The organism is Nocardioidaceae bacterium (assembly GCA_018672315.1).
GTDB lineage: Bacteria > Actinomycetota > Actinomycetes > Propionibacteriales > Nocardioidaceae > TYQ2.
This window is the reverse complement of record CP076053.1, coordinates 1,517,523-1,544,198: the sequence shown is the minus strand read 5'-3', so window position 1 is coordinate 1,544,198 and position 26,676 is coordinate 1,517,523. Positions and strand designations below refer to the sequence as shown.

General features: G+C 71.8%; 27 protein-coding genes and 3 tRNA genes. 10 read left to right on the top strand and 20 right to left on the bottom strand.

The features are described from left to right. Nucleotides 1-6 precede the first annotated feature (6 nt). From KLP28_07265 to KLP28_07240, 6 genes are all read right to left on the bottom strand, one after another. Entirely contained in the window at nucleotides 7-813 is an 807-nt protein-coding gene (locus KLP28_07265; protein QWC86468.1) for a citryl-CoA lyase, read from the bottom strand. Beyond that, complete coding sequence (locus tag KLP28_07260; protein ID QWC86467.1) at nucleotides 810-1,985, bottom strand: CoA transferase; 1,176 nt, start codon at nucleotides 1,983-1,985, stop codon at nucleotides 810-812. Before KLP28_07260 ends, KLP28_07265 begins: the two co-directional genes overlap by 4 nt. A 115-nt stretch (nucleotides 1,986-2,100) precedes the next feature. After that, nucleotides 2,101-2,907 carry a helix-turn-helix domain-containing protein gene (locus KLP28_07255; GenBank protein ID QWC86466.1) on the bottom strand — a complete coding sequence of 269 codons (807 nt, stop codon included), beginning with the start codon at nucleotides 2,905-2,907 and terminating at the stop codon, nucleotides 2,101-2,103. 80 nt (nucleotides 2,908-2,987) lie between these two features. Then, the gene (locus tag KLP28_07250; GenBank protein ID QWC86865.1) at nucleotides 2,988-3,572 is read right to left on the bottom strand and encodes a 1-acyl-sn-glycerol-3-phosphate acyltransferase; all 585 of its coding nucleotides are present in this window, start codon (nucleotides 3,570-3,572) and stop codon (nucleotides 2,988-2,990) included. A gap of 126 nt (nucleotides 3,573-3,698) precedes the next feature. Then, the gene (locus KLP28_07245; protein ID QWC86465.1) at nucleotides 3,699-4,139 is read right to left on the bottom strand and encodes a PA2169 family four-helix-bundle protein; all 441 of its coding nucleotides are present in this window, start codon (nucleotides 4,137-4,139) and stop codon (nucleotides 3,699-3,701) included. 154 nt (nucleotides 4,140-4,293) lie between these two features. Further along, nucleotides 4,294-4,366: transfer RNA gene (locus KLP28_07240), tRNA-Arg, on the bottom strand. Nucleotides 4,367-4,484: 118 nt separating this feature from the next. Here KLP28_07240 and KLP28_07235 point away from each other — a divergent pair. The 4 genes from KLP28_07235 (at nucleotide 4,485) to KLP28_07220 (ending at nucleotide 8,895) form a co-directional block, all read left to right on the top strand. Next, nucleotides 4,485-6,089 (top strand): MFS transporter, encoded by a 1,605-nt coding sequence (locus KLP28_07235; protein QWC86464.1) that lies wholly within the window; start codon nucleotides 4,485-4,487, stop codon nucleotides 6,087-6,089. A gap of 14 nt (nucleotides 6,090-6,103) precedes the next feature. Further along, nucleotides 6,104-6,262, top strand: coding sequence for a hypothetical protein (locus KLP28_07230; protein ID QWC86463.1), 159 nt, complete (start codon nucleotides 6,104-6,106; stop codon nucleotides 6,260-6,262). A gap of 63 nt (nucleotides 6,263-6,325) precedes the next feature. Further along, nucleotides 6,326-8,608, top strand: a complete 2,283-nt coding sequence (locus tag KLP28_07225; GenBank protein ID QWC86462.1) for a heavy metal translocating P-type ATPase — start codon at nucleotides 6,326-6,328, stop codon at nucleotides 8,606-8,608. Beyond that, nucleotides 8,605-8,895 carry a metal-sensitive transcriptional regulator gene (locus KLP28_07220; GenBank protein QWC86461.1) on the top strand — a complete coding sequence of 97 codons (291 nt, stop codon included), beginning with the start codon at nucleotides 8,605-8,607 and terminating at the stop codon, nucleotides 8,893-8,895. Before KLP28_07225 ends, KLP28_07220 begins: the two co-directional genes overlap by 4 nt. A gap of 152 nt (nucleotides 8,896-9,047) precedes the next feature. Here the strand turns inward: KLP28_07220 and KLP28_07215 are convergent, their stop codons facing one another. The 3 genes from KLP28_07215 to KLP28_07205 all read right to left on the bottom strand — a co-directional run bounded on the left by KLP28_07215 (nucleotide 9,048) and on the right by KLP28_07205 (nucleotide 12,632). Beyond that, nucleotides 9,048-10,202 carry an acyl-CoA dehydrogenase gene (locus tag KLP28_07215; protein QWC86460.1) on the bottom strand — a complete coding sequence of 385 codons (1,155 nt, stop codon included), beginning with the start codon at nucleotides 10,200-10,202 and terminating at the stop codon, nucleotides 9,048-9,050. 39 nt (nucleotides 10,203-10,241) lie between these two features. After that, nucleotides 10,242-11,420, bottom strand: coding sequence for an acyl-CoA dehydrogenase family protein (locus KLP28_07210; GenBank protein ID QWC86459.1), 1,179 nt, complete (start codon nucleotides 11,418-11,420; stop codon nucleotides 10,242-10,244). Between the two features lie 120 nt (nucleotides 11,421-11,540). After that, on the bottom strand, nucleotides 11,541-12,632 hold the full coding sequence (locus tag KLP28_07205) for an NAD(P)H-binding protein (protein QWC86458.1): 1,092 nt from the start codon (nucleotides 12,630-12,632) through the stop codon (nucleotides 11,541-11,543). 277 nt (nucleotides 12,633-12,909) lie between these two features. Here KLP28_07205 and KLP28_07200 point away from each other — a divergent pair, with 277 nt between their 5' ends. Beyond that, complete coding sequence (locus KLP28_07200; GenBank protein ID QWC86457.1) at nucleotides 12,910-14,733, top strand: phosphoenolpyruvate carboxykinase (GTP); 1,824 nt, start codon at nucleotides 12,910-12,912, stop codon at nucleotides 14,731-14,733. Nucleotides 14,734-14,853: 120 nt separating this feature from the next. Here the strand turns inward: KLP28_07200 and KLP28_07195 are convergent, their stop codons facing one another. The 5 genes from KLP28_07195 to KLP28_07175 form a co-directional block, all read right to left on the bottom strand. Continuing rightward, nucleotides 14,854-15,774, bottom strand: a complete 921-nt coding sequence (locus KLP28_07195) for a superoxide dismutase (protein QWC86456.1) — start codon at nucleotides 15,772-15,774, stop codon at nucleotides 14,854-14,856. Between the two features lie 120 nt (nucleotides 15,775-15,894). After that, nucleotides 15,895-15,988, bottom strand: a tRNA-Ser gene (locus KLP28_07190). 27 nt (nucleotides 15,989-16,015) lie between these two features. Continuing rightward, entirely contained in the window at nucleotides 16,016-16,471 is a 456-nt protein-coding gene (locus tag KLP28_07185) for a hypothetical protein (protein QWC86455.1), read from the bottom strand. Nucleotides 16,472-16,529: 58 nt separating this feature from the next. Continuing rightward, nucleotides 16,530-16,614, bottom strand: a tRNA-Ser gene (locus KLP28_07180). Nucleotides 16,615-16,687: 73 nt separating this feature from the next. Further along, entirely contained in the window at nucleotides 16,688-17,500 is an 813-nt protein-coding gene (locus KLP28_07175; protein ID QWC86454.1) for a carbon-nitrogen hydrolase family protein, read from the bottom strand. Nucleotides 17,501-17,544: 44 nt separating this feature from the next. Between KLP28_07175 and KLP28_07170 the strand changes: the two genes are divergently transcribed. The 4 genes from KLP28_07170 (at nucleotide 17,545) to KLP28_07155 (ending at nucleotide 20,183) form a co-directional block, all read left to right on the top strand. After that, the gene (locus KLP28_07170) at nucleotides 17,545-18,150 is read left to right on the top strand and encodes an NTP transferase domain-containing protein (GenBank protein ID QWC86453.1); all 606 of its coding nucleotides are present in this window, start codon (nucleotides 17,545-17,547) and stop codon (nucleotides 18,148-18,150) included. A 41-nt stretch (nucleotides 18,151-18,191) separates the two neighbouring features. Beyond that, entirely contained in the window at nucleotides 18,192-18,404 is a 213-nt protein-coding gene (locus tag KLP28_07165; protein ID QWC86452.1) for a hypothetical protein, read from the top strand. A 30-nt stretch (nucleotides 18,405-18,434) separates the two neighbouring features. After that, nucleotides 18,435-19,412 (top strand): NAD(P)H-quinone oxidoreductase, encoded by a 978-nt coding sequence (locus tag KLP28_07160; protein QWC86451.1) that lies wholly within the window; start codon nucleotides 18,435-18,437, stop codon nucleotides 19,410-19,412. A 225-nt stretch (nucleotides 19,413-19,637) separates the two neighbouring features. Next, nucleotides 19,638-20,183 (top strand): bacterial proteasome activator family protein, encoded by a 546-nt coding sequence (locus KLP28_07155; GenBank protein QWC86864.1) that lies wholly within the window; start codon nucleotides 19,638-19,640, stop codon nucleotides 20,181-20,183. Between the two features lie 7 nt (nucleotides 20,184-20,190). Here the strand turns inward: KLP28_07155 and KLP28_07150 are convergent, their stop codons facing one another. The 4 genes from KLP28_07150 to serS all read right to left on the bottom strand — a co-directional run bounded on the left by KLP28_07150 (nucleotide 20,191) and on the right by serS (nucleotide 23,778). Next, nucleotides 20,191-20,559: a hypothetical protein gene (locus KLP28_07150; GenBank protein QWC86450.1), complete on the bottom strand. Its 369-nt coding sequence runs from the start codon at nucleotides 20,557-20,559 to the stop codon at nucleotides 20,191-20,193. Nucleotides 20,560-20,816: 257 nt separating this feature from the next. Then, a complete protein-coding gene (locus KLP28_07145; protein QWC86449.1) occupies nucleotides 20,817-21,644 on the bottom strand; it encodes a Cof-type HAD-IIB family hydrolase in 828 nt (275 codons plus the stop codon). A gap of 36 nt (nucleotides 21,645-21,680) precedes the next feature. After that, nucleotides 21,681-22,505 (bottom strand): Cof-type HAD-IIB family hydrolase, encoded by an 825-nt coding sequence (locus KLP28_07140; GenBank protein QWC86448.1) that lies wholly within the window; start codon nucleotides 22,503-22,505, stop codon nucleotides 21,681-21,683. Next, entirely contained in the window at nucleotides 22,498-23,778 is a 1,281-nt protein-coding gene (gene serS / locus KLP28_07135; GenBank protein QWC86447.1) for a serine--tRNA ligase, read from the bottom strand. Before serS ends, KLP28_07140 begins: the two co-directional genes overlap by 8 nt. A 304-nt stretch (nucleotides 23,779-24,082) precedes the next feature. On the opposite strand from serS, the gene KLP28_07130 reads away from it, so the two are divergent. After that, nucleotides 24,083-25,438 carry a phosphatase PAP2 family protein gene (locus KLP28_07130; GenBank protein QWC86863.1) on the top strand — a complete coding sequence of 452 codons (1,356 nt, stop codon included), beginning with the start codon at nucleotides 24,083-24,085 and terminating at the stop codon, nucleotides 25,436-25,438. A gap of 338 nt (nucleotides 25,439-25,776) precedes the next feature. Here KLP28_07130 and KLP28_07125 read toward each other — a convergent pair whose 3' ends face one another. Together KLP28_07125 and KLP28_07120 are read right to left on the bottom strand one after the other, a co-directional pair. Next, nucleotides 25,777-26,253, bottom strand: a complete 477-nt coding sequence (locus KLP28_07125; protein ID QWC86446.1) for a nitroreductase family deazaflavin-dependent oxidoreductase — start codon at nucleotides 26,251-26,253, stop codon at nucleotides 25,777-25,779. A 6-nt stretch (nucleotides 26,254-26,259) separates the two neighbouring features. After that, entirely contained in the window at nucleotides 26,260-26,667 is a 408-nt protein-coding gene (locus KLP28_07120) for a DUF4446 family protein (protein ID QWC86445.1), read from the bottom strand. Between the last annotated feature and the right edge of the window lie 9 nt (nucleotides 26,668-26,676).

Genomic DNA, 26,676 nt, shown 5'->3' with positions numbered 1-26,676 from the left:
GCTCCTTCACTCCGTCCGGGTGGAGACGTCGGAGGGGTCCACGAACGCGGCGTTGTCCTCGACGGTCCGGTAGACGTCCATGCCGACGGGCATCCGCAGCTCCTCGGCCAGCTGACCCAGCAGGCCGCCCGCGCGGGCGAACAGCGCGAACCCCCGCAGCAGCTCCATCGGCAGCCCGAGGTCGGCGAGGGCCGCTCCGACGACCCCGGCGCCGTTGAGCACGAGTCGCCGACCGAGCACCTCCTCGTGGACCCGCCCGATCGCCTCGAACAGTGCGAGGTGCGGTCCGAAGCAGTCCTCCTCGCGGGCGATGCGGGCCAGGGCCGGCGTACGCGGGTCAAGCTCCTTGTGCACCGGGTGCCCCAGCCCCGGGATGATGCGGCGCGCCTTGCGCTCGCGGCGTACGACCTCCAGCGCCACGGCGTCCCAGCCGGTGTCGTCGGTCGGCACCTCCTCGAGGTCCTCGACGACGCGGTGCAGGAACTGACCGCAGTCCTCGGTGACGCCGAGGAACCGTGAGCCCCCACCCAGCAGCCCCGCGGCCATCGCTCCCTGCACGGAGTCCGGCGCCGAGAGGAAGGTCAGCCGCGCCACCAGGGCGGTCGGTGTGAAGCCGTGGTCGGCCAGCGCCAGCAGGCAGGCGTCGAGCATGCGCACCTGGCCCTCGGTGGGCACCTCGAGCGTCACCATGCGGTAGACGAGCCCGGTGAGGCTGACCGTCCCCATCAGGTCCTCGGCGAGGTCCTCGCCGAGCAGCGTGATCGTCGACGTCGTCGACATCCCGAGCGATGTCGGGAACCGGAGCTCGCTCATACCTGGCCCTCCTCGGTCTCGCCGCGCAGCCAGGCGCGCACCTCGTCGGAGTGCTCCCCCAGCGCCGGCGGGGGCCGCTCGTAGCGCACCTGGGAGCGCGAGAACGTCAAGGGGTTGCGGATCAGCGGCACTGCCGCCTCCCCCTCGCCCACCTCGACGACCGGCTCGAGCCCGAGGCTGTCGGCGAACTCGACCCCCTCGGCGATCGTGTTGATCGGCGCGGCGGGCAGGCCGGCGCCGGTGAGGGCCTCGAACCACTCGTGGCGGGTGCGCGTCGCCAGGCGCTCCTCGAGCAGCGGACGCAGCTCGTCGCGGTTCTCGGTGCGGTCGCCGACGGTGCGGAAGCGCGGGTCCTCGGCGAGCTCGGGCACCTCCAGCACTCTCGTGAGGGCGGCGAACTGGCGGTCGTTGCCGGCGATCACGATGAGCTCGCCGTCCGAGGTCGGCATGGGCTCGTACGGGTAGAGGCTCGGGTGGGCGTTGCCCATGCGCTGCGGCACGACGCCCCCTGCCGCGTACGCCCCGGTCTGGTTCACCAGACCCGAGAGCGCCGAGGTCATCAGGTTGGCCTCGACGTGCTGGCCCTTGCCCGAGACCGCCTTCTCCTGCAGGGCGGCGAGGATGCCGATGAGGGTGTGCATGCCGGTCATCACGTCGAAGACCGAGATGCCCGCCCGGTACGCCGGCCCCTCGGGCGACCCCGTGAGGCTCATGAGGCCGGACATCGCCTGCACCATGAGGTCGTAGCCGGGGAGGTGCGCTCCACCGCCGGTGCCGAACCCGGTGATGGAGGCGTAGACGACCTCCGGGTTCACCTGCGCGACGGAGTCGTAGTCGAGGCCGTACTTGCCCAGCCCGCCGGGCTTGAAGTTCTCGATCACGACGTCGGCGCGGGCGGCCAGCGCCTTCGCGACCTCGAGGTCGTCCGTGTCCTTGAGGTCCAGGGTGATCGACTGCTTGTTGCGGTTGATGCTCAGGTAATAGGTCGATATGTCGCCACGCAACGGTGGCATCCAGGTGCGGGTGTCATCACCGCCCGGTCCCTCGACCTTGATGACCGTGGCGCCCATGTCGGCGAGCAGCATGGTGGCGTACGGGCCCGCGAGCACCCGCGAGAAGTCGGCCACCAGGAGTCCGTCCAGGGGGCCGCTCGGACCACTCGTGTCGGGCATCGAACCTCGCTCGTCGCTGCTGTCCGCCAGGCGGACGATTGTCCGTTGTCTGCGTACGAGCATGACGAGCGTCACGCCGAGGTGTCAAGACCTCCGGCGCGATCCGTGGACCGGGTCAGCCGTTCGAGGACTCCGCCGTGGGCATCTGCTGACGCCTCGCCCAGTCGGCCGTCACGCGCTCGGCGGCCGACCGGAGCAGCGGCAGGTGCTCGCCGACCAGGTGGTCCAGGCTCGTCTCAGCGGCGTGGGTGGTCACGTTCATGGCGGCGAGCACCCGCCCCTGGCCGTCGGGCACCGGGACGGCGATGGACCGGATCCCCGGCGCGAGCTCCTCGTCGGCAAGGGCCCAGCCGCGCGTACGGACCTCGGCGAGCTCGCGGCTCAGCTGCTCGCGGTCGATGGGACGGGTGGCGACGCCGGCGCGCGAGGGCTGCTCCAGTGCGGCGCGCAGGTCCGCCTCGTCCAGGTGGGCCAGCAGCACCTTGCCCTGGGAGGTGAACGGGGCCGGGAAGCGCGTACCGATGTCGACGCGCAGCGTGATGATCTTCGGCACCGACACGCGCGCGACGTACACGATGTCGTGACCGTCGAGCTGCGACATCGACGAGGACTCGCGGGTCCGGGCGACGAGGTCCTCCAGGTGCGGCCGGGCGACGTCCCACAGCCCGAGCGAGCTGGCGTACGCGATGCCGAGGCGCAGCACCTGCGGGGTGAGGGCGAAGGCGCCGCGCTCGGTGGTGCGGACGTAGCCCAGCTCCTGCAACGTCAGCAGGAGACGCCGAGCCGTGGGCCTGGCGAGGTCGGTGGCGGCGGAGACCTCCGTCAGCGAGAGCTCACGGCGGGTGGCGTCGAAGCAGGTCAGCACGTCGAGACCACGAGCGAGCGACTCGACGAAGTCGGGCCCGTGCCCACGTCCGGCCACCTGTCCTCCTCTGCTCGACCTGCGCGGACGCGAGCATCCCACGGACGCCCTCCCTGAGCAGGTGGCGACGCGGCTCGGCCTCAGCGACCGCCTCGGTCCTGCTCGTCCTCCTCGCGCAACCGCGGCTCGGTGCGGTTCTCGGGCTTCAGACCGCGCTTGTCGGCGTAGAAGGCGCGGACGACGTCCATGTCGGCCCTCACGTCACCGCTCGGCGTGAGGGCCGGCCCCATCCCGAGCGTCTTGGACGGCCCGTCGACGAAGCCGAGGATGACCGGCAGGCCGGTCTGGCCGGATATCCGGTAGAAGCCGGACTTCCAGTACTCGCCCTTCGACCGGGTGCCCTCGGGCGCGATGCAGAGCTGGAAGTTCTCCTGCTCCGCGGCCATCGCGAGCACGGCGCGGATGGTGTCACCCGGGTCGTCGCGGTCCAGCGGGATCCCGCCCGTCCGGCGCAGCGCCCAGCCCTTGATGCCGTCGAAGTACGTGTGGGCGACCAGCACGTGGGGGCTGACCCCGTTGCCCCAGGCGATCGCCAGCATGACCAGGTAGTCCCACCTCGAGGTGTGCGGGGCACCGACGAGGATCCCGGACTGCGGGACCTCGCCGGTGAGCCGCCACCCGAGCAGGCGGAGCAGGGCGCGCACCAGGCGCCGTCGGACGGGCATGCGGGACGAGGGGCGCGACATGGGTCGACGCTAGTGGGCGGGTCCTCGTCGCGGCGACCTCGCCGGCATCGGTGCGCGGCGTACGCGCCCCGGGTCGCGAGACCTCTCACGCCCGGGGCCCGTACGTCAGCTCGCGTTGCCGAGCGTCTTGATCTCGTCGCGTGCCTTCTTGACCTCGTTGTGCTGACGCGAGACGACCTGGCGGAAGCCGTCGCTGAGGTCCTGGTCCAGCGCCTTCTCGTACTCGGAGACGGCGTGGTCCTCGCCGTCCGAGGCCGCCTTCAGCACGGCCGAGGCGTCGTCGCCGGTCAGGGCGTCCTTCAGACCGACCCAGCCACGGTGCACGGCGGCTGCGGCGCTGCCGGACTCGTCGACGTCGTCGCCGTAGTCCTCGCCCATGTCGACGATCTCGGCACGGAAGTCGGCGCGCTGCTGCGCGTACCGCTCGAGGGTCTCGGCCCAAGGGGCGTGCTCGTCGCGGACCTTGTCGGCGGTCTGCCGCAGTCCGTTCTCGCCGTCCCGCAGGGTCTCGACGAGTTCCTGGGCGACCTGCTTGTCATCACTCATGTGCGCTCCTCCTTCAAAGGGGGTGAGCCCACCGCGTACCAGCCTCGTCGGATCGCAAAACGGACCCCGACGGGCGGTCGACAGCCGCTGTCGTCCGACGCAGAACGGCCGGAGTCCTGCATCAATGCAGGTCACCGGCCGTCATCTCACGAAGCGCGCCTGTAGGGATTCGAACCCCAAACCTTCTGATCCGTAGTCAGATGCTCTATCCGTTGAGCTACAGGCGCTTGGTTCACACTGGCACGCATCGCTGCGAGCCGACGCTCACTCTAACCGACCTGCTCCCGGGTCGGAAACCGGGCCGTGCCACGTGCGACGACTCCCCCGTACGGGTAGTTGGTTGCCATGGCAACCAGTTCTCCCACGGCTGCCGCACACGACGGTCGTTGGTGGACCCTCGGCGCGGTGTGCCTCGGCATCTTCATGCTGCTGCTCGACATCACGATCGTGAACGTCGCCCTCCCCGACATCCAGTCCGAGCTCGACACCTCCCTGGCCGGCCTGCAGTGGGTGATCGACGCGTACGCCCTCAGTCTCGCCGCCCTTCTGCTCACCGCGGGGTCGCTGGCCGACCTCTACGGCCGCAAGCGCGTCTTCATGATCGGCCTCGCGCTGTTCACGCTCGGCTCCGCCCTGTGCGGGTTCGCCCCCGACATCGTCACCCTCGGCGCAGCCCGCGCGTTCCAGGGCATCGGCGGGGCCGCCGTCTTCGCCACGGGTCTCGCGATCCTGTCCTCGACCTTCTCGGGCAAGGAGCGCGGCACGGCGTTCGGCCTGTTCGGCGCCACCACGGGTGTCGCGGTCGCGGTCGGCCCGGTGCTCGGCGGCGTGCTCACGACCGGCCTGTCGTGGCGTTGGATCTTCTTCGTCAACATCCCCGTCGCGCTCTTCGCGCTCGCGGTCAGCAAGCGGTACGTCACCGAGTCCAAGGACCCGCACGCCGGACGGCCCGACTACGTCGGCTTCGCCAGCTTCTCGCTCGCGCTGGGCCTGCTGGTCTTCGCGCTGATCGAGGCCGGCGAGCGGTCCTTCACCTCCACGCTCGTCACCGTCCCGGCGGCGATCGCGGCCGGCCTGCTGCTCTTCTTCGTGGTGTCCCAGCGGCGGCGTACGGACCCCATGTTCGACCTCGCGCTGCTGCGCAAGCCGTCCTTCGTGGGCGGCCTGATCGCGGCCTTCGCGGTCTCGGGCTCGATCTTCTCCCTGCTGACCTACCTCACGATCTACCTGCAGAACGTGCTCGGCTACTCCGCGCTCGGTGCCGGCTGGCGGCTGCTCTTCCTCTCCGGTCTCGCGTTCTTCGCCTCCGCAGCGGCGGGCCGCCTGACCAACACGGTCCCGACGAAGTGGCTCATCGCGCCGGGCTTCCTGGTCACGTCGGTGGGCCTCGCGCTGCTGACGCTGATCGGGCCCGACACCTCCTGGACCGCGATCATCCCGGGCCTCGTCGTCGCGGGCATCGGGATCGGCTTCATCAACGTCCCGCTGGCCTCGACGGCCGTCGGCGTCGTGACTCCCGACAAGTCCGGCATGGCCTCTGGCGTGAACTCGACCTTCCGTCAGGTCGGCATCGCCACAGGCATCGCCGCGCTGGGCTCGATCTTCAGCCAGCAGACCAGTCGCGACATCGCCGCGGCCCTGCAGAACACGCCGGCCTCCGACCGCGCCGAGCAGATCAGCGAGGCCACCCGCGCCGGTCAGCTCGACCAGGCCCTGATGAACGTGCCCACCCAGGTCGCCGAGCGCATCACCGACGTGGCCACCGCCGCGTTCGTGAACGCGCTCGACACCATCACCTGGATCGCCGCCGGCCTCGCGCTCGTCGCCGGGCTGCTCTGCTTCTGGCTGATCCGGGCCGAGGACTTCGAGGTCGGTCAGGACGCCGAGCGAGACGACCGCGGTGCTGACGACGGTGCCGGCGACGGTGATCGGGTATCCGAACCGGTGTGAACCATCGAGATGACATGCGCCGCGCAGGACAGGACGAGCCCGAGCGCCCCGGCGGCACCGGAGCGGACTTCCCGCTGAGCCACCCCGGGTTCCGGTCCACGGGCGTACGCCTCGGCTGGGTCGTCGCCGTGATGCTGGGGCTGATCCTGCTGGCGCTGCTCCTGCTCGGCTGACATCGACCGCCGCTCGTCGTCCGTCGCTTGAGTACCCCCGGGGGGTACCCGTACAGTGGTGTCATGAGCACCACGTCCGACACGCCCACCACGGTCGACGTCGACCTCGCCGACACGGAGCTGCTGCTCACCGGCATGACCTGCGCCTCGTGCGCGAACCGCATCGAGCGCAAGCTCAACAAGCTCGACGGGGTGACCGCGACGGTCAACTACGCCACCGAGAAGGCACGGGTCCAGCACGGCGCCGACGTCACCGCCGACTCCTTGATCGCCACCGTCGAGGCCGCCGGCTACGGCGCCGCGCTGCCCGCACCCCCGCGGGCGGACCGCTCCGAGGAAGGCTCGCCGACCGACGGCGCCGCCCCCGACGAGGCCGACGCGCTGCGGCAACGACTGATCATCAGCGCCCTGCTCACCATCCCGGTCGTCGCGATGGCGATGATCCCGCCGCTGCAGTTCACGAACTGGCAGTGGCTCTCGCTGACCCTGGCGGCGCCCGTGGTCGTCTGGGGAGCGCTGCCGTTCCACCGCGCCGCGTGGACCAACCTGCGTCACGGCGCCGCGACGATGGACACCCTGGTCTCGCTCGGGGTGATCGCCGCGACGGGATGGTCGGTGTACGCGCTCTTCCTCGGCACCGCCGGCATGCCGGGCATGACCCACCCGTTCAGCATCACGCTCGACCGCACCGACGGCAGCGGCAACATCTACCTCGAGGCCGCCGCCGGCATCACGACCTTCATCCTGCTCGGACGCTGGGCCGAGGCCCGCTCCAAGCGTCAGGCCGGCGCGGCACTGCGCGCCCTGCTCGACATGGGCGCCAAGGAGGTCACGGTGCTTCGGGACGGGGTCGAACACCTCGTGCCGGTCGAGCAGCTCGTGGTCGGGGACCACTTCGTCGTACGCCCCGGCGAGAAGGTCGCCACCGACGGCACCGTCGTGGACGGCCGGTCGGCGGTGGACGCCTCCATGCTCACCGGGGAGTCCGTCCCGGTGGAGGTCGAGGTCGGTGACACCGTCGTCGGCGCGACCGTGAACGCCGGCGGCCGCCTCGTCGTCGAGGCCACCCGCGTCGGCGCCGACACCCAGCTCGCGCAGATGGCGCGGCTGGTCGAGGACGCCCAGACCGGCAAGGCGCCCGTGCAGCGTCTGGCCGATCGCGTCTCCGGTGTCTTCGTGCCGGTCGTCATCCTCATCGCGGTCGGCACGCTGGTCACCTGGCTCGCCATCGGCGCCGGAGCGGCGACGGCCCTGACAGCGGCCGTCGCGGTGCTGATCATCGCCTGCCCCTGCGCCCTGGGCCTCGCCACACCCACGGCGCTCATGGTCGGCACCGGACGCGGCGCCCAGCTCGGCATCCTCATCAAGGGACCCGAGGTGCTCGAGCAGACCCGCCGCGTCGAGGTCGTCGTGCTCGACAAGACCGGCACCGTCACCACCGGCGAGATGGCGCTGGTCGACACCGCGGTCGCCGACGGTGAGCAGGTCGCCGAGGTGCTCCGCCTCGCGGGTGCGTTGGAGGCGGCCTCGGAGCACCCGATCGCGCGAGCCGTCGCTGCCGGGGCACGGGAGGCGGGCCCGCTCGCCGCGGTGGAAGACTTCGCGAACGTCGAGGGCCTGGGCGTACGCGGCACCGTCGAGGGTCGCACCGTCGTCGTCGGACGCCCGGGCCTCCTCGAGGAGGCCGGCATGCCGATGACCGCCGACCTGCGTACGGCACTCGACACGGCCGCCGAGCAGGGCCGCACCGCCGTCGTCGTCGGCTGGGACGGCGCGGCCCGGGGCGTGCTGAGCGTCGCCGACACCGTCAAGCCGTCCTCCGCCGAGGCGATCGGCGAGCTGCGCGCGCTCGGGCTGCGGCCGATGCTGCTGACCGGTGACGACGTACGCGTCGCCCGCGCGGTCGCCGCCGAGGTCGGCATCGACGGCGACGACGTGATCGCGGGTGTGATGCCGCAGGACAAGGTCGAGGTCGTACGCCGGCTCCAGGCCGAGGGGAGTGCCGTCGCCATGGTCGGCGACGGCGTCAACGACGCGGCAGCCCTCGCGCAGGCCGACCTCGGCCTCGCGATGGGGACGGGCACCGACGTCGCGATCGAGGCGAGCGACCTGACGCTCGTCAGCGGGGACCTGCGGGTGGCGGTCGACGCCATCCGCCTCTCGCGCTCGACTCTCGGGGTCATCCGGTCGAACCTGGTCTGGGCGTTCGGCTACAACGTCGCGGCGATCCCGGTCGCAGCGCTCGGGCTGCTCAACCCGATGTTCGCGGGAGCCGCCATGGCCTTCTCGTCGGTGTCCGTCGTGCTCAACAGCCTGCGGCTGCGACGCTTCGAGGCGCTCCGATGACCGACGACACAGCCGCTCCCGGCTACATCAGCGACAAGGCGGCGCTGCTCGCGCGGCTGCGCCGCATCGAGGGGCAGGTGCGCGGCCTGCAGCGGCAGATCGAGGACGAGACGTACTGCATCGACGTGCTCACCCAGGTCGGCGCGACCACGAAGGCCCTGCAGGCCGTGGCGCTCAAGCTGCTGGACGACCACCTCGGCCACTGCCTGCTCCACGCGAGCGAGGACGAGCGGGAGGCCAAGGTGCTCGAGGCCTCCCAGGCCATCGCTCGGCTCGTCCGCACCTGACCGCCCGGCCCGTACGCCCCCGGCCACCGCCCCCTGAACGCCCGCAGGTGCGGGTGTTCCCGTGCTTGCGCGGGCTTGCAACCCCGCACATGCACCTGGACGCCCGCATGTGCGGGCGTCCAGGGTGTGGGACGGGCGGGCGACTCAGGGGATCACGGCAGCGGGTCGTACTCCCCGTACTCCTCGAGGCCCTTGCTCAGCGCAGCCACGTGCACGCGCTTGTCACCGAAGACGTGCTCCAGCGCGGTGAGACGGCTCAGCACGTGACCGACGCGGTACTCCGCGGTCATCGCGATGCCGCCGTGCAGCTGGATCGCCTCCTGACCGATGTGCCGGCCGGCCGTCGCGACCTGTAGCGACGCGCGGGCGGCGGCGTCGGCCACGTCCGAGGAGTCACCGGACTCCCGCGCCGCGTCGAGCACCATCGTGGCCCACAGCACCAGCGAGCGGGTCAGCTCGAGCTGCACGTACATGTCGGCCGCCCTGAAGACGAGCGCCTGGAAGTTGTTCAGCGTGACGCCGAACTGCTTGCGCGACTTCAGGTAGTCCGTCGTCGACTCCAGCGCCATCGCCATCGCGCCCATCGCCTCGTGCGCGGCGACCACCCGGGCGATGTCGAGCAGGCGGGCCACGACCTCGGTCGCGTCCCCGCCCTGGCCCAGCGGCTGGGCCGCGACGCCGTCGAAGACGACCTTCGAGGCACGACCGCCCTCGTGCGTGGCGTACGCCGAGGCGCTCACCCCGTCGGCTGAGGCGTCGACCAGGAACAGCCCGGTGCCACCGTCCTCGAGCGCGGCGGTGACCACGTACGCCGCCGCACCCCCGGCGAAGAGCACCGGCTCCTTGGTGCCCGACAGCGTCACGGAGTCACCGGAGCCCGAGGCCTTCACGTCCACGGCGTGCGCGTCCGCGCGGCCGCCGGGCTCGAGGTGGGCCCATGCCAGCAACGCGGAGCCGTCGGCGAGCGACGGCAGGTGCGCCTGACGCTGCTCGTCGGATCCGGCCGCGGCCACCGCGCCTCCGGCCAGCACCACCGCGGGGATGAACGGCTCGGGTGCGAGCACCCGGCCCATCTCCTCGGCGACGAGGCCGATCTCGACGGTGCCGGCGCCGACGCCGCCGTCCTCCTCGGTGAACGGCAGGCCCAGCACGCCCATCTCGGCGAGCTGCTGCCAGGTCTTGGTGGAGTAGCCCTCGTCCGTACGGCTCGCGTCGCGCCGCTTCTCCCAGTCGCCGTAGGCGTCGTTCAGCAGGTCGCGCACCGCCTCGCGAAGCGCCCTCTGCTCGTCGTCGTACTCGAAATCCATGTGTCTCTCCTGCTCAGCCTGGTCTGCGGGTCTCGCGGCTCAGAGGCCGAGGATGGTCTTGGCGATGATCTGGCGCTGGATCTCGTTGGACCCGCCGTAGATCGACGCCTTGCGGTGGTTGAGGTAGACCTGCGAGGCCTGCGCGGTCCAGTCGGCGAGCGCGGACTCGGTGCCGTTCTCGTTCGAGCCGGACGCCAGCGACGCGGGCCCGGCGAGGTCGACGACCAGCTCGGAGACGGCCTGCTGCAGCTCGGTGCCCTTGAGCTTCAGCACCGAGGACGCCGGGTGCGGCTTGCCGTCGGCGGAGTTCGCGACGACGCGCAGCGCGGTCAGCTCGAGGGCGAGCAGTTCGTTCTCGAGCTCGACGACCTGGGCGGCCGTCAGCGGGTCCTCGAGCAGCGAGCCGCCGCGGTCGGCGGTCTTCGCCCACTCCTTGGCCGAGGCCAGCGTGCGCTTGACCTGGCCCACGGGGGCGACGCCGGCACGCTCGTTGCCGAGCAGGAACTTCGCGTAGTCCCAGCCCTTGTTGAGCTCGCCGACGAGGTTCTCGGCCGGCACGCGCACGTCGGAGAACCAGACCTCGTTGACCTCGTGGCCGCCGTCGATCAGCTCGATGGGGCGCACCTCGAGGCCCTCGGACTTCATGTCGATGAGCAGGAAGGAGATGCCGGCCTGCTTCTTCGCCTCGGGGTCGGTGCGCACGAGGCAGAAGATCCAGTCGCCGTACTGACCCAGCGTGGTCCAGGTCTTCTGGCCGTTGACGATGAAGTCGTCGCCGTCACGCACGGCCGTCGTACGCAGCGAGGCGAGGTCTGAGCCCGCGTCGGGCTCGGAGAAGCCCTGGCTCCACCAGATGTCGAGGCTCGCGGTCTTGGGGAGGAACCGCTCCTTGATCTCCTGGGAGCCGAACGCGGCGATCACCGGGCCCACCATGGAGGCGTTGAAGGCCAGCGGGTGCGGCACGCCGGCGCGGTCCATCTCCTGGTACCAGATGTGCTTCTGCAGGTTCGACCAGTCGCGGCCGCCCCACTCCTCGGGCCAGCTCGGCACCGCGAGCCCGGCGTCGTTGAGGATCTGCTGGGACTCCACGATCTGCTCCTTGGTGAGCTCGTGGCGACCCTTGACGGTGTCGCGGATCGACTCCGGCACCTTGGTGGTGAAGAACTCGCGCATCTCCTGACGGAATGCGACCTCGTCCTCGGACAGCTCCAGCCTCATGCGGACTCCTGTGCTCGATCTGACGTGTGCTCGTGGTGACTTCACGGCTGTGGTGACACCGCGTAAGCGTGTGTCGTTGACACCTAATCTGTCACGGTCGTGGTCGGCGGGCCACCTCGCTCAGCCCAGCAGCGAGCCGAGGAAGTCGCGACCGCGGGTCTCGGCGTTGGCGGCGACCGTGCGTACGGAGGCGGGCAGCGGCGCCGAGATGCCGGTGAGTCGCTCAGGCCACAGCTGCGACCGCGTCCAGGCGGCGTCGCCCGGCTGCGGCTGGTGGGACTCCAGGCCCGGGACGGGCGTACGCGCCAGCGAGGCGTCGATCGCGTCCGCGATCGAGGTGTCGACCCCGTCGAGGGTGAGGTGGTGGTCGGGGCGGCAGACCATCTCGTGCTTCAGCGAGGCGACGAGCGCCTCGACGGTGTGGGCCGGCGCGCTGCAGAAGAGCGGCGCGAACGTCGACACGGCGCGTACGGGCACCAGGGGCACCGGCACGCGGGCTCGCAGTAGCCTGGCGCGGCGACTGAAGGTGGCGAGCAGCTTGGGGTACGGCACGACCTGCGAGCAGCCGATGTCGAGGCTGCCCTCGACGTCGTCGTTCTCCAGGGCGTGCACCAGCATCGTGATCGCGTCGGCGACACCGATGGGCTGGATCCGTGACCGCAGCCAGGTCGGCACCGGCTGCACGACCATCGTCGAGGCGATCTGCCGGATGATCTCGTAGGAGGTGGAGCCGGCGCCGAGCACGACGCCGGCTCGCAGCGAGGCGACCGAGGCGTCGGCGCCCAGCAGCACCTCCTCGACCTCCAGGCGCGAGGACAGGTGGGGGCTCAGCTCGTCGTGCGGGAGGTCGGGCACGAGGCCGGAGAGGTAGACGCAGCGGCCGACGCCCTGCTCGCTCAGCTGCCGGCACATGATCTGGGCGGCGAAGCGGTCGACGTCGACGAAGTCCTTGCGGTTCAGCGCGTGCACGAGGTACGCGACCGCGTCGGCCCCCGCGATGGCCTTGCCGACCTGGTCGGAGTCCAGCGCGTCCATCACGACCCACTCGACGTCGTCCGACCAGGCGTACGGCGGGTCGCTCGGCTCGCTCGAGGCAGTGGCGACCACGGTGTGCCCGCGCTCGAGGAGGGCCGGCACCAGGCGGGACCCGATGTAGCCGCGGGCTCCCGTCACGACGATGCGGCGCGGGTGCGGGGCAGCGCTGGGAGCCATGGCGTTCCTATACCCCCGGCGCGGGGGTGGCACCCCGGGCCGGGGTGTGCCTCCCGGCTCACGTGACGCGGGACACCGGCGCTCTGGATCGTTCCAAGGTGATTCGCACCGCGTGTCGTGAGTATCGTGCGCGAATCGGCTGGCGCCGCGCTCACCCGCAGCGGCCCACCACTCTCCACGTCGCCGGCGTCACGACGCTCCCTCGGCGGGGAGGTCATCAGACAAACGCCGAGGTCATCGGCGTACGCCGCCCCGCGAGAGGTCGATCGAACCCCCCATGACTGCCGAGACCACCACCAGCAGCAGCAACGCGCCGACCAGCCACCAGGGCATCGCCGCCTGGGTCGCCGAGATCGCCGAGCTGACCACGCCGGACTCGATCCACTGGGTCACCGGCTCCGACGAGGAGTGGACGCAGCTCACGGACTCGCTCGTGGAGACCGGCACGTTCACCCGGCTGAACCCCGACATCAAGCCGAACTCCTTCCACTGCGCCTCGGACCCCTCCGACGTGGCCCGGGTCGAGGACCGCACCTACATCTGCTCCGTCGAGGAGCGCGACGCCGGTCCGACGAACAACTGGATGGACCCGGGCGAGATGAAGGAGATCATGCGCGGGCTCTACGCCGGCTGCATGAAGGGCCGCACGATGTACGTCGTCCCGTTCGTCATGGGGCACCTCGACGCGGCCGAGCCGATGTTCGGCGTCGAGATCACCGACTCGGCGTACGTCGTGGCCTCGATGCGCGTCATGGCCCGCATGGGCACGCACGTGCTGCGCCGCATGGAGGAGCTCGACGCCGCGTACGTGCCCGCCCTGCACTCGGTGGGCATGCCGCTCGAGCCGGGCCAGAGCGACGTGGCGTGGCCCTGCAACGACACGAAGTACATCGTGCAGTTCCCCGAGGAGCGCGCGATCTGGTCCTTCGGCTCCGGCTACGGCGGCAACGCCCTGCTCGGCAAGAAGTGCTATGCGCTGCGCATCGCCTCGGTGATGGCGCGCGACAACGGCTGGATGGCCGAGCACATGCTGATCCTGAAGCTGACCAGCCCCGAGGGTGTCAAGAAGTACATCGCCGCCGCGTTCCCGAGCGCCTGCGGCAAGACCAACCTCGCGATGCTCGAGCCGACCATCCCCGGCTGGGAGGTCGAGACGCTGGGCGACGACATCGCCTGGATGCGCATCGGAGACGACGGCCGCCTGTACGCCGTGAACCCCGAGTTCGGCCTCTTCGGCGTCGCCCCCGGCACGAACGAGCTGACCAATCCCAACGCGATGCGCACCATCGAGAAGGGCAACTCGGTCTTCACCAACGTCGCGCTCACCCCCGACGGTGACGTGTGGTGGGAGGGCCTGGAGAACCCGCCCGCGCAGGCGACCTCCTGGAAGGGCGAGGAGTGGACCCCCGAGAGCGACGTGCTCTCGAGCCACCCGAACTCCCGCTACTGCACGCCGATCAAGCAGTGCCCGATCCTCGCCGACGAGTACGACGACCCGAACGGCGTCCCGATCGACGCGATCCTCTTCGGCGGTCGCCGCAAGACCACGATCCCGCTGGTCTCCGAGGCGCGGGACTGGATCCACGGCACCTTCCAGGGCGCGACGCTCTCCTCGGAGACCACCGCCGCCGCGACCGGCGCCGTCGGCGTGGTCCGTCGCGACCCCATGGCCATGCTGCCCTTCATCGGCTACAACGCCGGTGACTACTTCGGCCACTGGGTCAACATGGGCAAGGACAACGACGCCTCGAAGATGCCGAAGATCTTCTACGTCAACTGGTTCCGCCGCGACGAGGACGGCGGCTTCCTGTGGCCCGGGTTCGGTGAGAACTCCCGCGTGCTGAAGTGGATCGTCGAGCGCATCGACGGCCAGGCCGCGGCCGTGGAGACCCCGATCGGTCACGTGCCGACGCCGGAGTCCCTCGACACCTCTGGCCTGGACATGACCGACGAGGCCCTCGAGGCCGCCCTCGCCGTGGACGTCGAGGAGTGGAAGGCCGAGATCCCGCAGATCACCGAGTGGTTCGAGAAGTTCGGCGAGGACCTGCCGGCGACCATGTGGACCGAGCTCGACGCACTCAAGGCCCGACTCGGCATGTGACCTGGTCGGACCGACGTGCACAACCCGCCCTGAGCGCTCCTTCGCGAGCAGCAGGGCGGGTTGTGCACGTTCTACGGACTCCGTGTCTGCGGACTCCGCCTCGGGTCCGAGCCGACGGGGTCAGCGCTCGGCCTTCACGACCTCGTAGTCGTCCGTCACCTGGCCGAACTTCGCGTTCGGCAGGTAGAGGTCGCCGGCCCACGTGGTGACCGTCGTCGGCACGTCGAAGTCCGGGTCGGTCACGGTGTCGACCTGGTCGGCCGAGGTGCCGTCGCTCGCGACCTCGAGCACGGCGACCTGGTTGTCGCTGTTCTGCACCACGTACAGGGTGGTGCCGCGCAGAAGCAGCCCGTCACCGTTGCTGAGGCCGTCGCCACCCTCGACCTCGGTGGCGTCGCCGGTGGCGGGGTCGACACGGTAGAGCTGCGCCTGGCCGGAGTTGATGACCAGCAGGGCGGAGCCGTCGGGCGTGGTCTCGATGCCGTTCGCGCCGAAGCCCGTGCCCTGCACCCACTCCCCGGTCAGCGGCAGCGTCTCGACCTCGTCGGCGTCGGGCAGGCCACCCTCCAGCGGAAGGCGGTAGAGCACGGCCTGCTGGGAGTCGGTCACGTACGCCGCGCCGTCGAGCACGACGACGTCGTTGGTGAAGGTGCCGGCGGCGGGGTCGCCGAGCTGGTACTCGGCGAGCAGGTCGCCGGTGCGGCGGTCCACGACGATCAGGTCGCCGTCGGTGTTGCCGGCGCCGAAGATGTAGCGGCCCTGCACCTCCAGGCCCACGGTCGGGGTGCCGTCACCCTCGTAGAACGGCTTCACGGTGCCGGTGCGCAGGTCGACGGTGACGATGTCGCCGTCGGCGAGCGAGCCGACGTACGCGGTCTTGCCGACGCTCTCGATCCCCTCGGGCTGGAAGCCGTCGGGCAGCGCGATGGTCTCCGGCGCCGACGGCGGTCCGGCGGACGCCGGCGCGGCGGTTACCGCGGCCGCTGTGACCGCTGCGGCGGCGAGGGATCCGAGGACGGTCAGGGGACGGGCAGTGCGCACGGGTGCTCCTGTGGTCGCGGATGATTGTGCGTTCAATTATCTCCGTCCTGCGGGGGACGAAACGGGCGCGCGGGCCGCAGACGCAGAACCGCCCCCGGATCGACGACCCGGGGGCGGTGGTGGCGGAGGTGGAGGGATTTGAACCCTCGATGGGGTTGTAGCCCCAAACCCGCTTAGCAGGCGGGCGCCATAGACCGGACTAGGCGACACCTCCAAGACCGAGTCGCACGATACCTGCTGCTCAGCGACGGTCGACCAGCCGGTCCTCGATGTCGGCCAGCAGCGTCTCCGGACCGGGTGAGAGGAGCGCAGCCGGGATGATCGTGCGGCGGCCGTCGCGCAGTCCGAGCACCACGCACGGCTCACCCTGGATGCGCTGCACCCCCACGTCGGCGACGTCTCGCCACGGCGCGACCTTGACACCGGCGGAGCGTACGAACCGCACCTGGTAGCCGCGGTCGTCGACCCGCACGACCCACGGTCGGCGGCGCACCAGGTGACTGCCCGTCACCGTGCCGACCCCGACGAACAGCGCCACTGCGCTGACCAGCGCCGGGCCGATGTCGAGCACCACCGTGAGCGCCACGACCACGAGCAGCACCAGCCCCAGCCCGACGGCCAGCCGGTTGACGAACCGGGCGGCGAGCACCGGGTCGAAGGAGTAGTCGTGGACCCGGTCGGGGTCAGGCGTGGCCACGGCTCAGGGCTCCTGGTGCGGTCGGCGGCTCGGGCGGAGGTCTCCGGTGAGTTCTCGGCAGAGGGGGCGGGATTCGAACCCGCGGTGGGTCTCCCCACGACCGCTTTCAAGGCGGTTCCGATAGGCCACTCCGGCACCCCTCCTCGGCGTACGCCTCGCGGCGCGGCCGGAGGCCGATCCTACGCAGTGCCCTGCCAGGGTCCACGCAGTGCCGACTCAGGCCTGCGTGAGCGCCATCCAGCCCATGCGGCGGTTCGCGAGCGAGGGGTTCGTACGCCGGGCCTCCGCCACCGCCCCGGGGCTGATCACGGCGCGGAGCACCTCCTCGTCCGGACCGGCCTCGGCCACAGCCCTCCCCCAGGGGTCCACCACCAGCGACCGCCCGGTGTAGCGCGGCTCCGGCTGCCCGGCGCCCACGACCCAGCACACGTCCTCGATCGCCCGGGCGGTCAGCAGCGTGCGCCAGTGGTGGGGCTTGTGCTCGCCGGCGACCCAGGCGGCGGGGGCGACCAGCACCTCGGCGCCCGCGTCGACGAGCGCGCGACCCATCTCGGGGAAGCGCAGGTCGTAGCAGGTCATGAGGCCGACCGGGACGCCTCGTACGTCGACCACGCTCGGGAGCACCTCCCCAGCCCCCATCACCTCGGACTCCTTGAAGCCGAAGGAGTCGTAGAGGTGCACCTTGCGGTAGGTGTCCAGGGAGCCGTCGGGGTGGACGCAGGCGAGGGTGTTCCAGGGGCGCTCGGGGTCCTCGGAGACCTCGAGCATGCCGGCGACGATGGTCACCTCGCCCGCGGCGGCCAGCTCCCGCAGGGCCGTGACGAAGGGCCCGTCGAGCGGCTCCGCGTGCGGACCCAGCGGATCACCCGGCGATCCGAAGTCGCGGGCGAAGACCTCGGGGAGCACGATCAGGTCGGTGTCGGCCGCGAGCGCCTGGAGCTCCGCGAGCCGCGACCGGTTGGCGCCGGGATCGGTGCTGGCTGCCCACTGCAGCACGGTCACGCGCAGGTCGGCGGGGTGCTCTGGCATACCGGCCAGCGTGCCACGTCTCCGCGCAGGGAACCGTGCCGTGCATGGGACACGAGACGAGCGAGAGCGCGTACGACCTGGTCGTGCTCGCCGGCGGCGGCGGTGAACGCCTCGGGGGCCGCGACAAGGCGCTGCTCGAGCGGGACGGTCGTACGCTCCTGGACCGGTTGCTCGCCGAGCTGGACCACGCCCGCGACGTGGTGGTGGTCGGCCCGCGCCGTGACGGCGACCGCGACGTCGCCTGGGCGCGGGAGGACCCGGCGGGAGGTGGACCCGCGGCCGGGCTCGTCGCCGGGCTCCGCGCCCTGGCCCCGGGCGGCGACGGGTTGCCGGTGCTGGTCGTGGCCGTCGACATGGCGTACGTCGACGCCGGCACCGCCTCCCGTCTGGCCGCAGCGATGCGTGACGGCGCGCCGGACGGTCAGGCGGACGGTCAGGCGGACGGGGCCGCGCTCGTCGACGACGCGGGGCGCCGCCAGCTGTGCCTCCTGCTCGGGGCCGCCGCGGCCGAGCAGCTCACGCGACCGAGCGACCCGGCGGGGCTGTCGATGGGTGGGCTCCTCGACGACCTGACGCTCGTGGACGTGCCCGCCCAGGCCGAGGAGAGCACCGACATCGACACGCCCGAGGACCTCGCCCGCCTGCACTAACCTGAGCACGGTCCAGCCGGACCGCAGAAGAGGGAGCCGTCATGGGATCGATCCTCGCGCTCGTCGTCGTGCTCGCCATCGTCGCGGGCATCGGCCTGGCCGCCGTCGCCGCTGTCCGCTCGGTCGGGTCGAGTCCCTCCAAACCGTGGGAGGGCTACCAGAAGCCCACGAGCGGCCGGCCGGGGCGTACGGGGACCGAGCCGCAGCAGCCGACCGCCGAGCCCGACCGGCCTGGCGAGCCCGACCAGGACTGACCAGCCTCCGCCGGTGGCAGAGTGACCGGCATGCGCGCAGTCACCGCCCCCGAGCCCGGAGGGCTCGACGCCCTCGTCCTGTCCGACCACGACGACCCGGTCGCCGGACCCGGCGAGGTCGTCATCGACGTCACCGCGACCGCGGTGAACCGTGCAGACCTGTTGCAGCGACAGGGCAACTACCCGCCGCCCCCGGGCGCGAGCCACGTGCTGGGCCTGGAGTGCTCCGGACGTGTCGCCGCCCTCGGCGAGGGAGTCGACGCGTACGCCGTGGGCGACGAGGTCTGCGCCCTGCTGGCCGGCGGCGGGTACGCCGAGAAGGTCGCCGTGCCGGTCGAGCAGGTCATGCCCGTGCCGGACGGTCTCGACCTCGCCGACGCCGGCGCCGTGCCCGAGGTGGCCTGCACGGTCTGGTCGAACCTCGTCATGGTCGCGGGACTCAGCGAGGGTGAGACGCTGCTCGTGCACGGCGGCACCGGCGGCATCGGTGTCATGGCGATCCAGGTGGCGAAGGCGCTCGGCGTACGCGTCATCACCACCAGCGGGTCGGCCGAGAAGTGTCAGACCTGCCGCGACCTCGGCGCCGACGTCGCCGTCAACTACCGCGACGCCGACTTCGTCGCGGAGGTCAAGGAGGCCACCGACGGCCGCGGGGCCGACGTCGTCCTCGACGTCATGGGGGCCTCCTACCTCGAGCGCAACGTCAAGGCGCTGGCCACCGGCGGCCGGCTGGTGGTCATCGGGATGCAGGGAGGGACCAAGGCCGAGCTCAACCTCGCGGCGCTGCTCACCAAGCGCGCGTCGGTCGCCGCCACCTCGCTGCGGGCCCGGCCGGTGGCGGAGAAGGCCGAGATCTGCGCCCAGGTCGTCGAGCACGTCTGGCCGATGATCACCTCGGGCGCCGTACGCGTGCACGTGCACGAGCGCCTCGGGCTCGACCAGGCCGCGCGAGCCCACGAGATCCTCGAGGAGTCCAGCCACATCGGCAAGGTGCTGCTGCAGCCCTGAGCCCTCGGGCTCCGTCCCCCTGAACGCCCGCGTACGCGGGCGTTCGAGGACTTGCGCGGGCTCACAGACCCGCGGGAGTACCGGAATGCCCGCGTACGCGGGCGTTCGGGAAGGCCGGGCCGCAGCCCCGGACGGTCGTCATCACTGCTCCCCTAGGTTTGAGGGGTGACTGAGGACAGCGAACAGCAGGACTCTCCCGAGGTGGTCGTGCTCGACCCCTCGACGATGTCGATGGGACGCGCCGGCGGCGACGACGACAGCGAGGACGGCGAGAAGAACCTCACCGACCTCGTCGAGCAGCCGGCGAAGGTCATGCGCATCGGGTCGATGATCCGCACGCTGCTGGAAGAGGTGAAGTCCGCGCCGCTCGACGAGCCGTCGAGGGCCCGACTGGCCGAGGTGCACAACAGCGCCATCGAGGAGCTCGAGGCCGGCCTGGCACCCGAGCTGGTCGAGGAGCTGCGACGCATGAGCTCGCCGTTCTCCGAGGCCTCCGCGCCAAGCGACGCCGAGCTGCGCATCGCCCAGGCCCAGCTGGTCGGATGGCTGGAGGGGCTCTTCCACGGCATCCAGACCGCGGTGTACGCCCAGCAGATGGCCGCCCGCGCCCAGCTCGAGCAGATGCGCCGAGCCCTGCCCGGAGGCAGCGGAGGACCCGGTGCCCCCGGTGCCCCCGGTGGGCCGGGTCAGGGCATGCCCGGCATGGGCGGACCGCAGCAGCCCGGCCGCGGCGTGAACGACGACGGCCAGGGCGGCGGGATGTACCTCTGAGCAGCGCTCAGGAGTCGCTGTTCCGCGGCTGACAGACCTCGACCTCGTCGACGAACCAGCGCTCGTCGATCTGCTCGGCGGACGTGCGCGCGAGCACCGCGCCCTCGGCGTCCCGCACGAGCAGCACCGCGAGGTCCGTACGCGGGGCCAGCACCCCCACGTCGCGCGGACCCGCCGCCGCCGCCTGGTCACCGACGCGCGCAGCGAGCGTGGCGACCACCCGGGCCGTCGCCCGCAGCCGCAGCAGCCCGTTGCGGCGTACGGGCACCTCGACGGTGCGCAGCGCGCCGGCCCGGCAGTCCGGTGTCGTCCGCAGCACCGGCTCGCTGTCCTCGTCGAGCACACGCAGCGCTGCGGGCACCTCGCCGGCGGCCACCGCGGCTGCGTCCTGCGGGCCGATCGGCTCCGCGCCGACGAAGGAGACCCGGAGGACATCTGACCGATCCCCACCGTCGCCCGTCGCGGAGGTCGGCGACGGACTCGTCGGCGCCGACGCAGCTGTCGAGGGTGCCGATGACGACGGGACCGGTGTCGACGCAGCCGGCTCCCCGGGCCTGTCCCCTGTGGACGCCGTGCACGCCGTGCACGCCGTGAGCAGCAGCGTGACCGCCGCCGGCCCCACGAGCCACCGGCTCATCGCGCCAGCAGCTCCTCGATGACCTGCGCCACCCCGTGCTGGGCGTGGTGCGGCGCGACGTGGTCCGCCATCGCGCGCACCGAGGGGTGCGCGTTGCCCATGGCGTAGGAGACCCCCGCCCACGAGAGCATCGGCAGGTCGTTGGGCATGTCCCCGAGCGCGAGCACCTCCGAGGCGCCGATACCGCGTGAGGCGCACAGCCGTTCCAGCGTGCTGGCCTTGGAGACCCCGACCCCGCTCATCTCGACCAGGGGACCGAAGGCGGACCACGTCGTCGTCACGCGGTCGCCGACGGCGTCCTCCACGAGTCGCCAGTACTCCTCCGGCTCGCGTCCCTCGTCCAGGGCGAGCAGCTTCACGACCACGCCCTGCGGCTCGTCGAGCAGGTCGCGCAGCGGGGCGACGCGTACGTCGGGGGGCTTGGGACGTCCGGGCGCGAAGCCCGGCTCGACGTAGCCGCCGCGCAGCTTCTCCAGCGCGTATGCCGTGCCCGGCGCCACCTCGCTGATGCGCGCGGCGACGTCGAGCACGGTCGAGGTCGAGATCGGTCGGGCCCGCACGACGCGGTGGGCGGCGGCGTCGTACACCACGCCGCCGTTGGAGCAGATCGCGAGACCGTGGTCACCGACGTGGGTCCAGAGCTCGTCCATCCAGCGCAGCGGACGGCCGGTCACGAAGACCACGGTGATGCCGGCGGCCTCGGCATCGAGCAGCGCGCGCGCCGTGCGTGGGCTGATCAGCCCGTCGCCGTCGAGCAGGGTGCCGTCGAGATCGGTGGCGACCAGCCGGACGCGGGAGGTGTCTGGCAGGGCGTTCACCACCATGACGTACCCGGCGGTGTGGCGACCTTCACCTGAGAATCAGCCGAACCAGCGCTCGAGCTCGTGCGCGGCGCCGTCCTCGTCGACGGTGGCGGTGGTCGAGTCGGCGGCCTGGTGCACGAGGTCGACGGCCTGGCCCATCGCGACACCCCGGCCGGCCCAGCGCAGCATCTCCAGGTCGTTGCGGCCGTCACCGAGCGCGAGCACGTCGGAGGCGTCGACGCCGAGCTGGTCGCACACGTGCTGCAGGGCGGTGGACTTGTCGACCCCCACCGGGGCGAGGTCGAGCCAGGCGGTCCACCCGATGAAGTAGTTGGTGCCCTGCAGGCCCAACCGGTCGGCGAGCTCGGCGAAGACCTCCGGCGTGGACTGCGGGTCGCGGATGATCACGCGGCTGACCTCGTCGGCGACCATGTCGTCGAGGTCGGTGACGATCTCCTCGCCGCTCAGCTCCCCGGCCGGGAACGGCTTGTTCACCCGGTAGCCCACCCCGTGCTCCTCGACCGCGACCAGCGCGTCGGGCAGCTCCCGGAGGACCTCGGCGACCGCGTCGCGGGCGTCGAACGTGGCCTCCTGCACCACCTCCACCGGCGGGTGGCGGAACACGACGGCACCGTTGGACGCCACCATCCACAGCGGCTCGTCGAGCTGCTCGGTGAGACCGGCGTCGTCAGCGATCTGCGCCATCGAGTACGCCGCGCGCCCCGAGGCCAGCACGATGGGCACCCCAGCGGCGCGGACGGCGTCGAGCGCGGCGCGTACGCGGGGCGTCACCTGCTCGTCGGCGTCCGCGGGATCAGCGGTCCACCGCAGCAGCGTGCCGTCGATGTCGCAGACGACGAGCTGCGGGCTCCAGTCAGTCACCGATCGGCTCCAGCACCTCGCGCCCGCCCAGGTAGGGGCGCAGCGCCTGCGGGACCCGGACGGACCCGTCGGCCTGCTGATGGGTCTCCAGGATCGCCACGATGGTGCGGGTCATGGCGCACAGCGTGCCGTTCAACGTTGCGACCGGGGCGGTCGCCCCACCCCCGGTCGGTCGCGCGCGCACGTCGAGGCGACGGGCCTGGAAGTCGGTGCAGTTCGAGGTCGAGGTGAGCTCGCGGTAGCTGCCCTGGGTGGGGATCCACGCCTCGCAGTCGAACTTGCGCCTGGCCGAGAGCCCGAGGTCGCCGGCGGCGACGTCGATGACGCGGTAGGCCAGCTCGAGCTTGTCGAGGAACTCCTTCTCCCACCCCAACAGGCGCTCGTGCTCGGCGTCCGCCTCCTCGAGGGTGGTGTAGGTGAACATCTCGACCTTGTCGAACCAGTGCACCCGGATGATGCCGCGGGTGTCCTTGCCGTGCGACCCGGCCTCCTTGCGGAAGCAGGGGCTGAACGCCGCGTAGCGCCGCGGCAGCGTGCCGACGTCGAGGATCTCGTCGGAGTGGTACGCGGCGAGCGGCACCTCCGAGGTGCCGACGAGGTAGAGGTCCTCGCCCTCGATGCGGTAGACGTCGTCGGCCGCCTGGCCGAGGAACCCGGTGCCCTCCATCGCGCGGGGCTTGACCAGCGCAGGGGTCATCATCGCGGTGAACCCGGACTCGCGCGCCTGCGCCATCGCCAGGTTCACCAGCGCCAGCTCCAGCTCGGCGCCGACGCCGGTGAGGTAGTAGAAGCGTGAGCCCGACACCTTCGCGCCGCGCTCGAGGTCGATGGCGCCGAGCATGCGGCCGAGCTCGACGTGGTCGCGCGGGGTGAAGCCCTCGGCCTCGAAGTCGCGCGGCTGCCCGACGTGCTCGAGCACCACGAAGTCCTCCTCGCCGCCGGCCGGTGCCTCGTCGGCGACGTTGGGGATCGACACCAGCGCCGCCTGCCACGCCTGCTCGGCGCGGGTCTGCGCGGCCTGTGCGGTCTTGACCTGCTCGGCGAGCTCCTTCGTACGCCCCAGCAGCTGCTGCTTCTCCTCGCCCGAGGCCTGCGGGATCTGCTTGCCGAGGCTCTTCTGCTCGGCGCGGAGCCGCTCGAAGTCGCTGATGGCGGTGCGACGCTCGGAATCCGCGGCCAGCGCGGCGTCGACCACGTCGTCGGAGAGCCCCCGCCTGTGCTGGCCGGCGCGGACGCGGTCGGGATCGGTGCGGAGCAGCTGGGGGTCGATCACACCGGGCAGCCTAGAGGCCACCGGTGACAGCGCCTGTGACACCGCCCGCCACCCGGCGGGCATACTCGCCCCCGTGAGCGAGCCGAGGCAGACCTCCGCGACGGCGAGACTCGGGCTCTGGTTGGTGGCCGCGGTCGCCGTGTTCGTCGGGCTGGGCGCCCTGGTGCTCCTCGACGTCGCGGCGCTGGCGCGGGTCGACGAGGCCGTCGGCGAGCTGCCGTACGAGCTGACGCGCGAGCACGACTCGCTGCGCGTCGCCGCGCTGGTGGTCTCAGCCGTCTTCGGCACCATCGGACTGACGGCGATGACCACCGTCACCAGCGTCGCCCTGTGGACGCGTGGCCACCGCCGGGCGGCGTGGTGGACGGCCGCGGTGATGACGGCGACCTGGATCTCGGTCAGCGCGCTGAAGTTCGCGTTCGCGCGGCAGCGCCCGGAGTTCCCGGACCCGATCACGGTGCTGGAGAGCAACGCCTTCCCCTCGGGCCACGCCACCGGCACGGGCGCCGGGGCCGGCGTCGCGATCGTGCTGACGATGATCTTCGTACGCCGTCGCGGGTTGCGTCGCGCGCTGACCGCGCTGTGGCTCGGGGTCGCGGTCGTGGTGGGGCTGGACCGTCTGCTGCTCGGTGTTCACGTCATCTCCGACGTCGTCGCCGGGTGGGCGCTGGCGTCCGCGATCGTGCTGGCGGCGCTGCTGGCGTACGACCCGGCGCCGCAGGCCACCGAGCGCCAGGCGCCGCCGAGCGGTCCCCTGCAGGGACGTCGGCTCGCGGTGGTGCTCAACCCGATCAAGGTCGAGTCCGTCTCGCAGTTCAAGCGCGAGGTGATCCGGGCGGCGGCCAAGGGCGGCTGGGACGAGCCGCGGTGGTACGAGACGACCGTCGAGGACCCCGGCGCGTCGATGGCCGAGCAGGCCGCCCTGGACGGCGCCGAGCTGGTCATCGTGTGCGGCGGGGACGGGACCGTACGCGCCGTGTGCTCCGAGCTCGCCGGCACCGGTGTGCCCGTCGGCATCGTGCCCGCCGGCACCGGCAACCTGCTGGCACGCAACCTCGACCTGCCGCTGTTTCTGCCCTCGGCGGTCGACGTCGCCCTGCACGGGCAGGACCGCGCCATCGACCTCGTCCGCATCGGCGGGGACGGCATCGAGGACGGCCAGCACTTCCTCGTCATGGCCGGTATGGGTATGGACGCCCAGCTGATGGACGGCGTCAACGAGAAGGTGAAGGCGAAGGTCGGCTGGGTCGCGTACATCCTGTCGGGGCTGAAGAGCCTGATGTTCCCCGCGGTGCGCCTCGAGATCACGCTCGACGACGGCCAGCCCACCGTGCACCGGGCGCGCACCGTCGTGATCGGGAACGTCGGCTACCTGCAGGCCGGCATGCCGCTGCTGCCCGACGCGGCGATCGACGACGGCACGATCGACGTGGTGCTCATCAACCCCCGACGGTTCCTGTCGTGGCTGCGGGTGGTGTGGCGGGTGCTCACCCGCGGCAAACGCACCGACGACGTCGTCAACCGCTTCACCTGCCGGTCGGTGGTCGTCACCGCCTCGACGGAGACGCCGCGACAGCTCGACGGGGACTCCATCGGCCCCGGACGCGAGCTGCGCGCCGATGTCGAGCACGGACGCCTGCTGGTGCGCTCACCCCGCTGACAGACCCGCGAGAGGTCACTTCCCGCGAGGGGTCACTTTCCGCGAGAGGTCACTTTCCGCGAGAGGTCACTTTCCGCGAGAGGTCACTTCCGGCGAGAGGTCACTTCCGGCGAGAGGTCGTTTCTCGTGAGAGGTCACTTCCCACGGACCCCAGCGGCGCTCGACCCATGCCAGTCCATCGACGAAGAGCAGGCCGACGCGTACGCGGGTGTCAGCGCCCCGCGGACAGCACCCGCGCTCATCGACCTCTCGCCGAAACTGACCCCTCGCGAGAACTGACCCCTCGCGAGAACTGACCCCTCGCGAAAAGTGGCCCCTCAGGGGAGGGACCACTGGGGTCAGAGGGGCGTCAGCAGCCACACGTCCCACTGCTCGGCGGCCTCGCGGTCACAGTCCTCGTACGCCGGCCACGCCCGCACCAGCAGCGGCCACCAGCGCTCCCGCTCCTCCGGGTCCGCGTGCTGCACCCTCACCGGCACCTCGCGCCCCCGCACCACCAGGCACGCCGTGTCGGTGGAGCGCAGCGCGGTCGTCCAGGCCGGGCGTACGGGATGGTGGTCGACCGGTCGGCCGTCGTCGCCCCCGGCGATCAACCACTGCTCGCCGTAGCGGCACCCGACCACGACCGCCTCGACGTCGCCACCACGACGGCGCGGCACCCGGAGCCGCAGCAGCGGGAGTCCCGCGAGCTCCACGACGGAGACACGGCCGCGACTGGCGCGCACCAGCCGCCGGTCGAGCGGTCCGAGGCCGACGGCGAGACGCCGCGCCCACGAGCGGCGGGCGAGCCGCCGTACCGGCTCGGAGCCGGCCACGGACGCCTACTCCTGCCGCGCCAGGCCGATCGCCTCGGTCTCCTCGGGCGACAGGGGCTGCTCGGAGGCCCAGGCGGTGACCGACTTGGCGTACGACCGCACCTCCTGGCGCCCGTGGATGGAGGTCAGCACGACACCGTCGCCACGGTCGTCGAGCAGTGCGAGGCTCCACGACAGTGCGCCGCCGGTGTCGCCGAACGCGTCGTAGCGCACCACCGCGAGCTGTCGGAGGCTCTCGGCGACGTCGGCCTTGACGTGCGCGAGCTCCAGGCGCATGCCCTCCAGGTCGATGCCCTCGGACTCACCGGCGCGCCACCCGCGTCCGCGGCGGGCCGCCGTCAGGGCGACGAAGAGCGCGATGACGCCGGTGACGGCCCCGACCAGCGCGAGCACGACCACGAGGACCTCTGCCATGGTCGGATC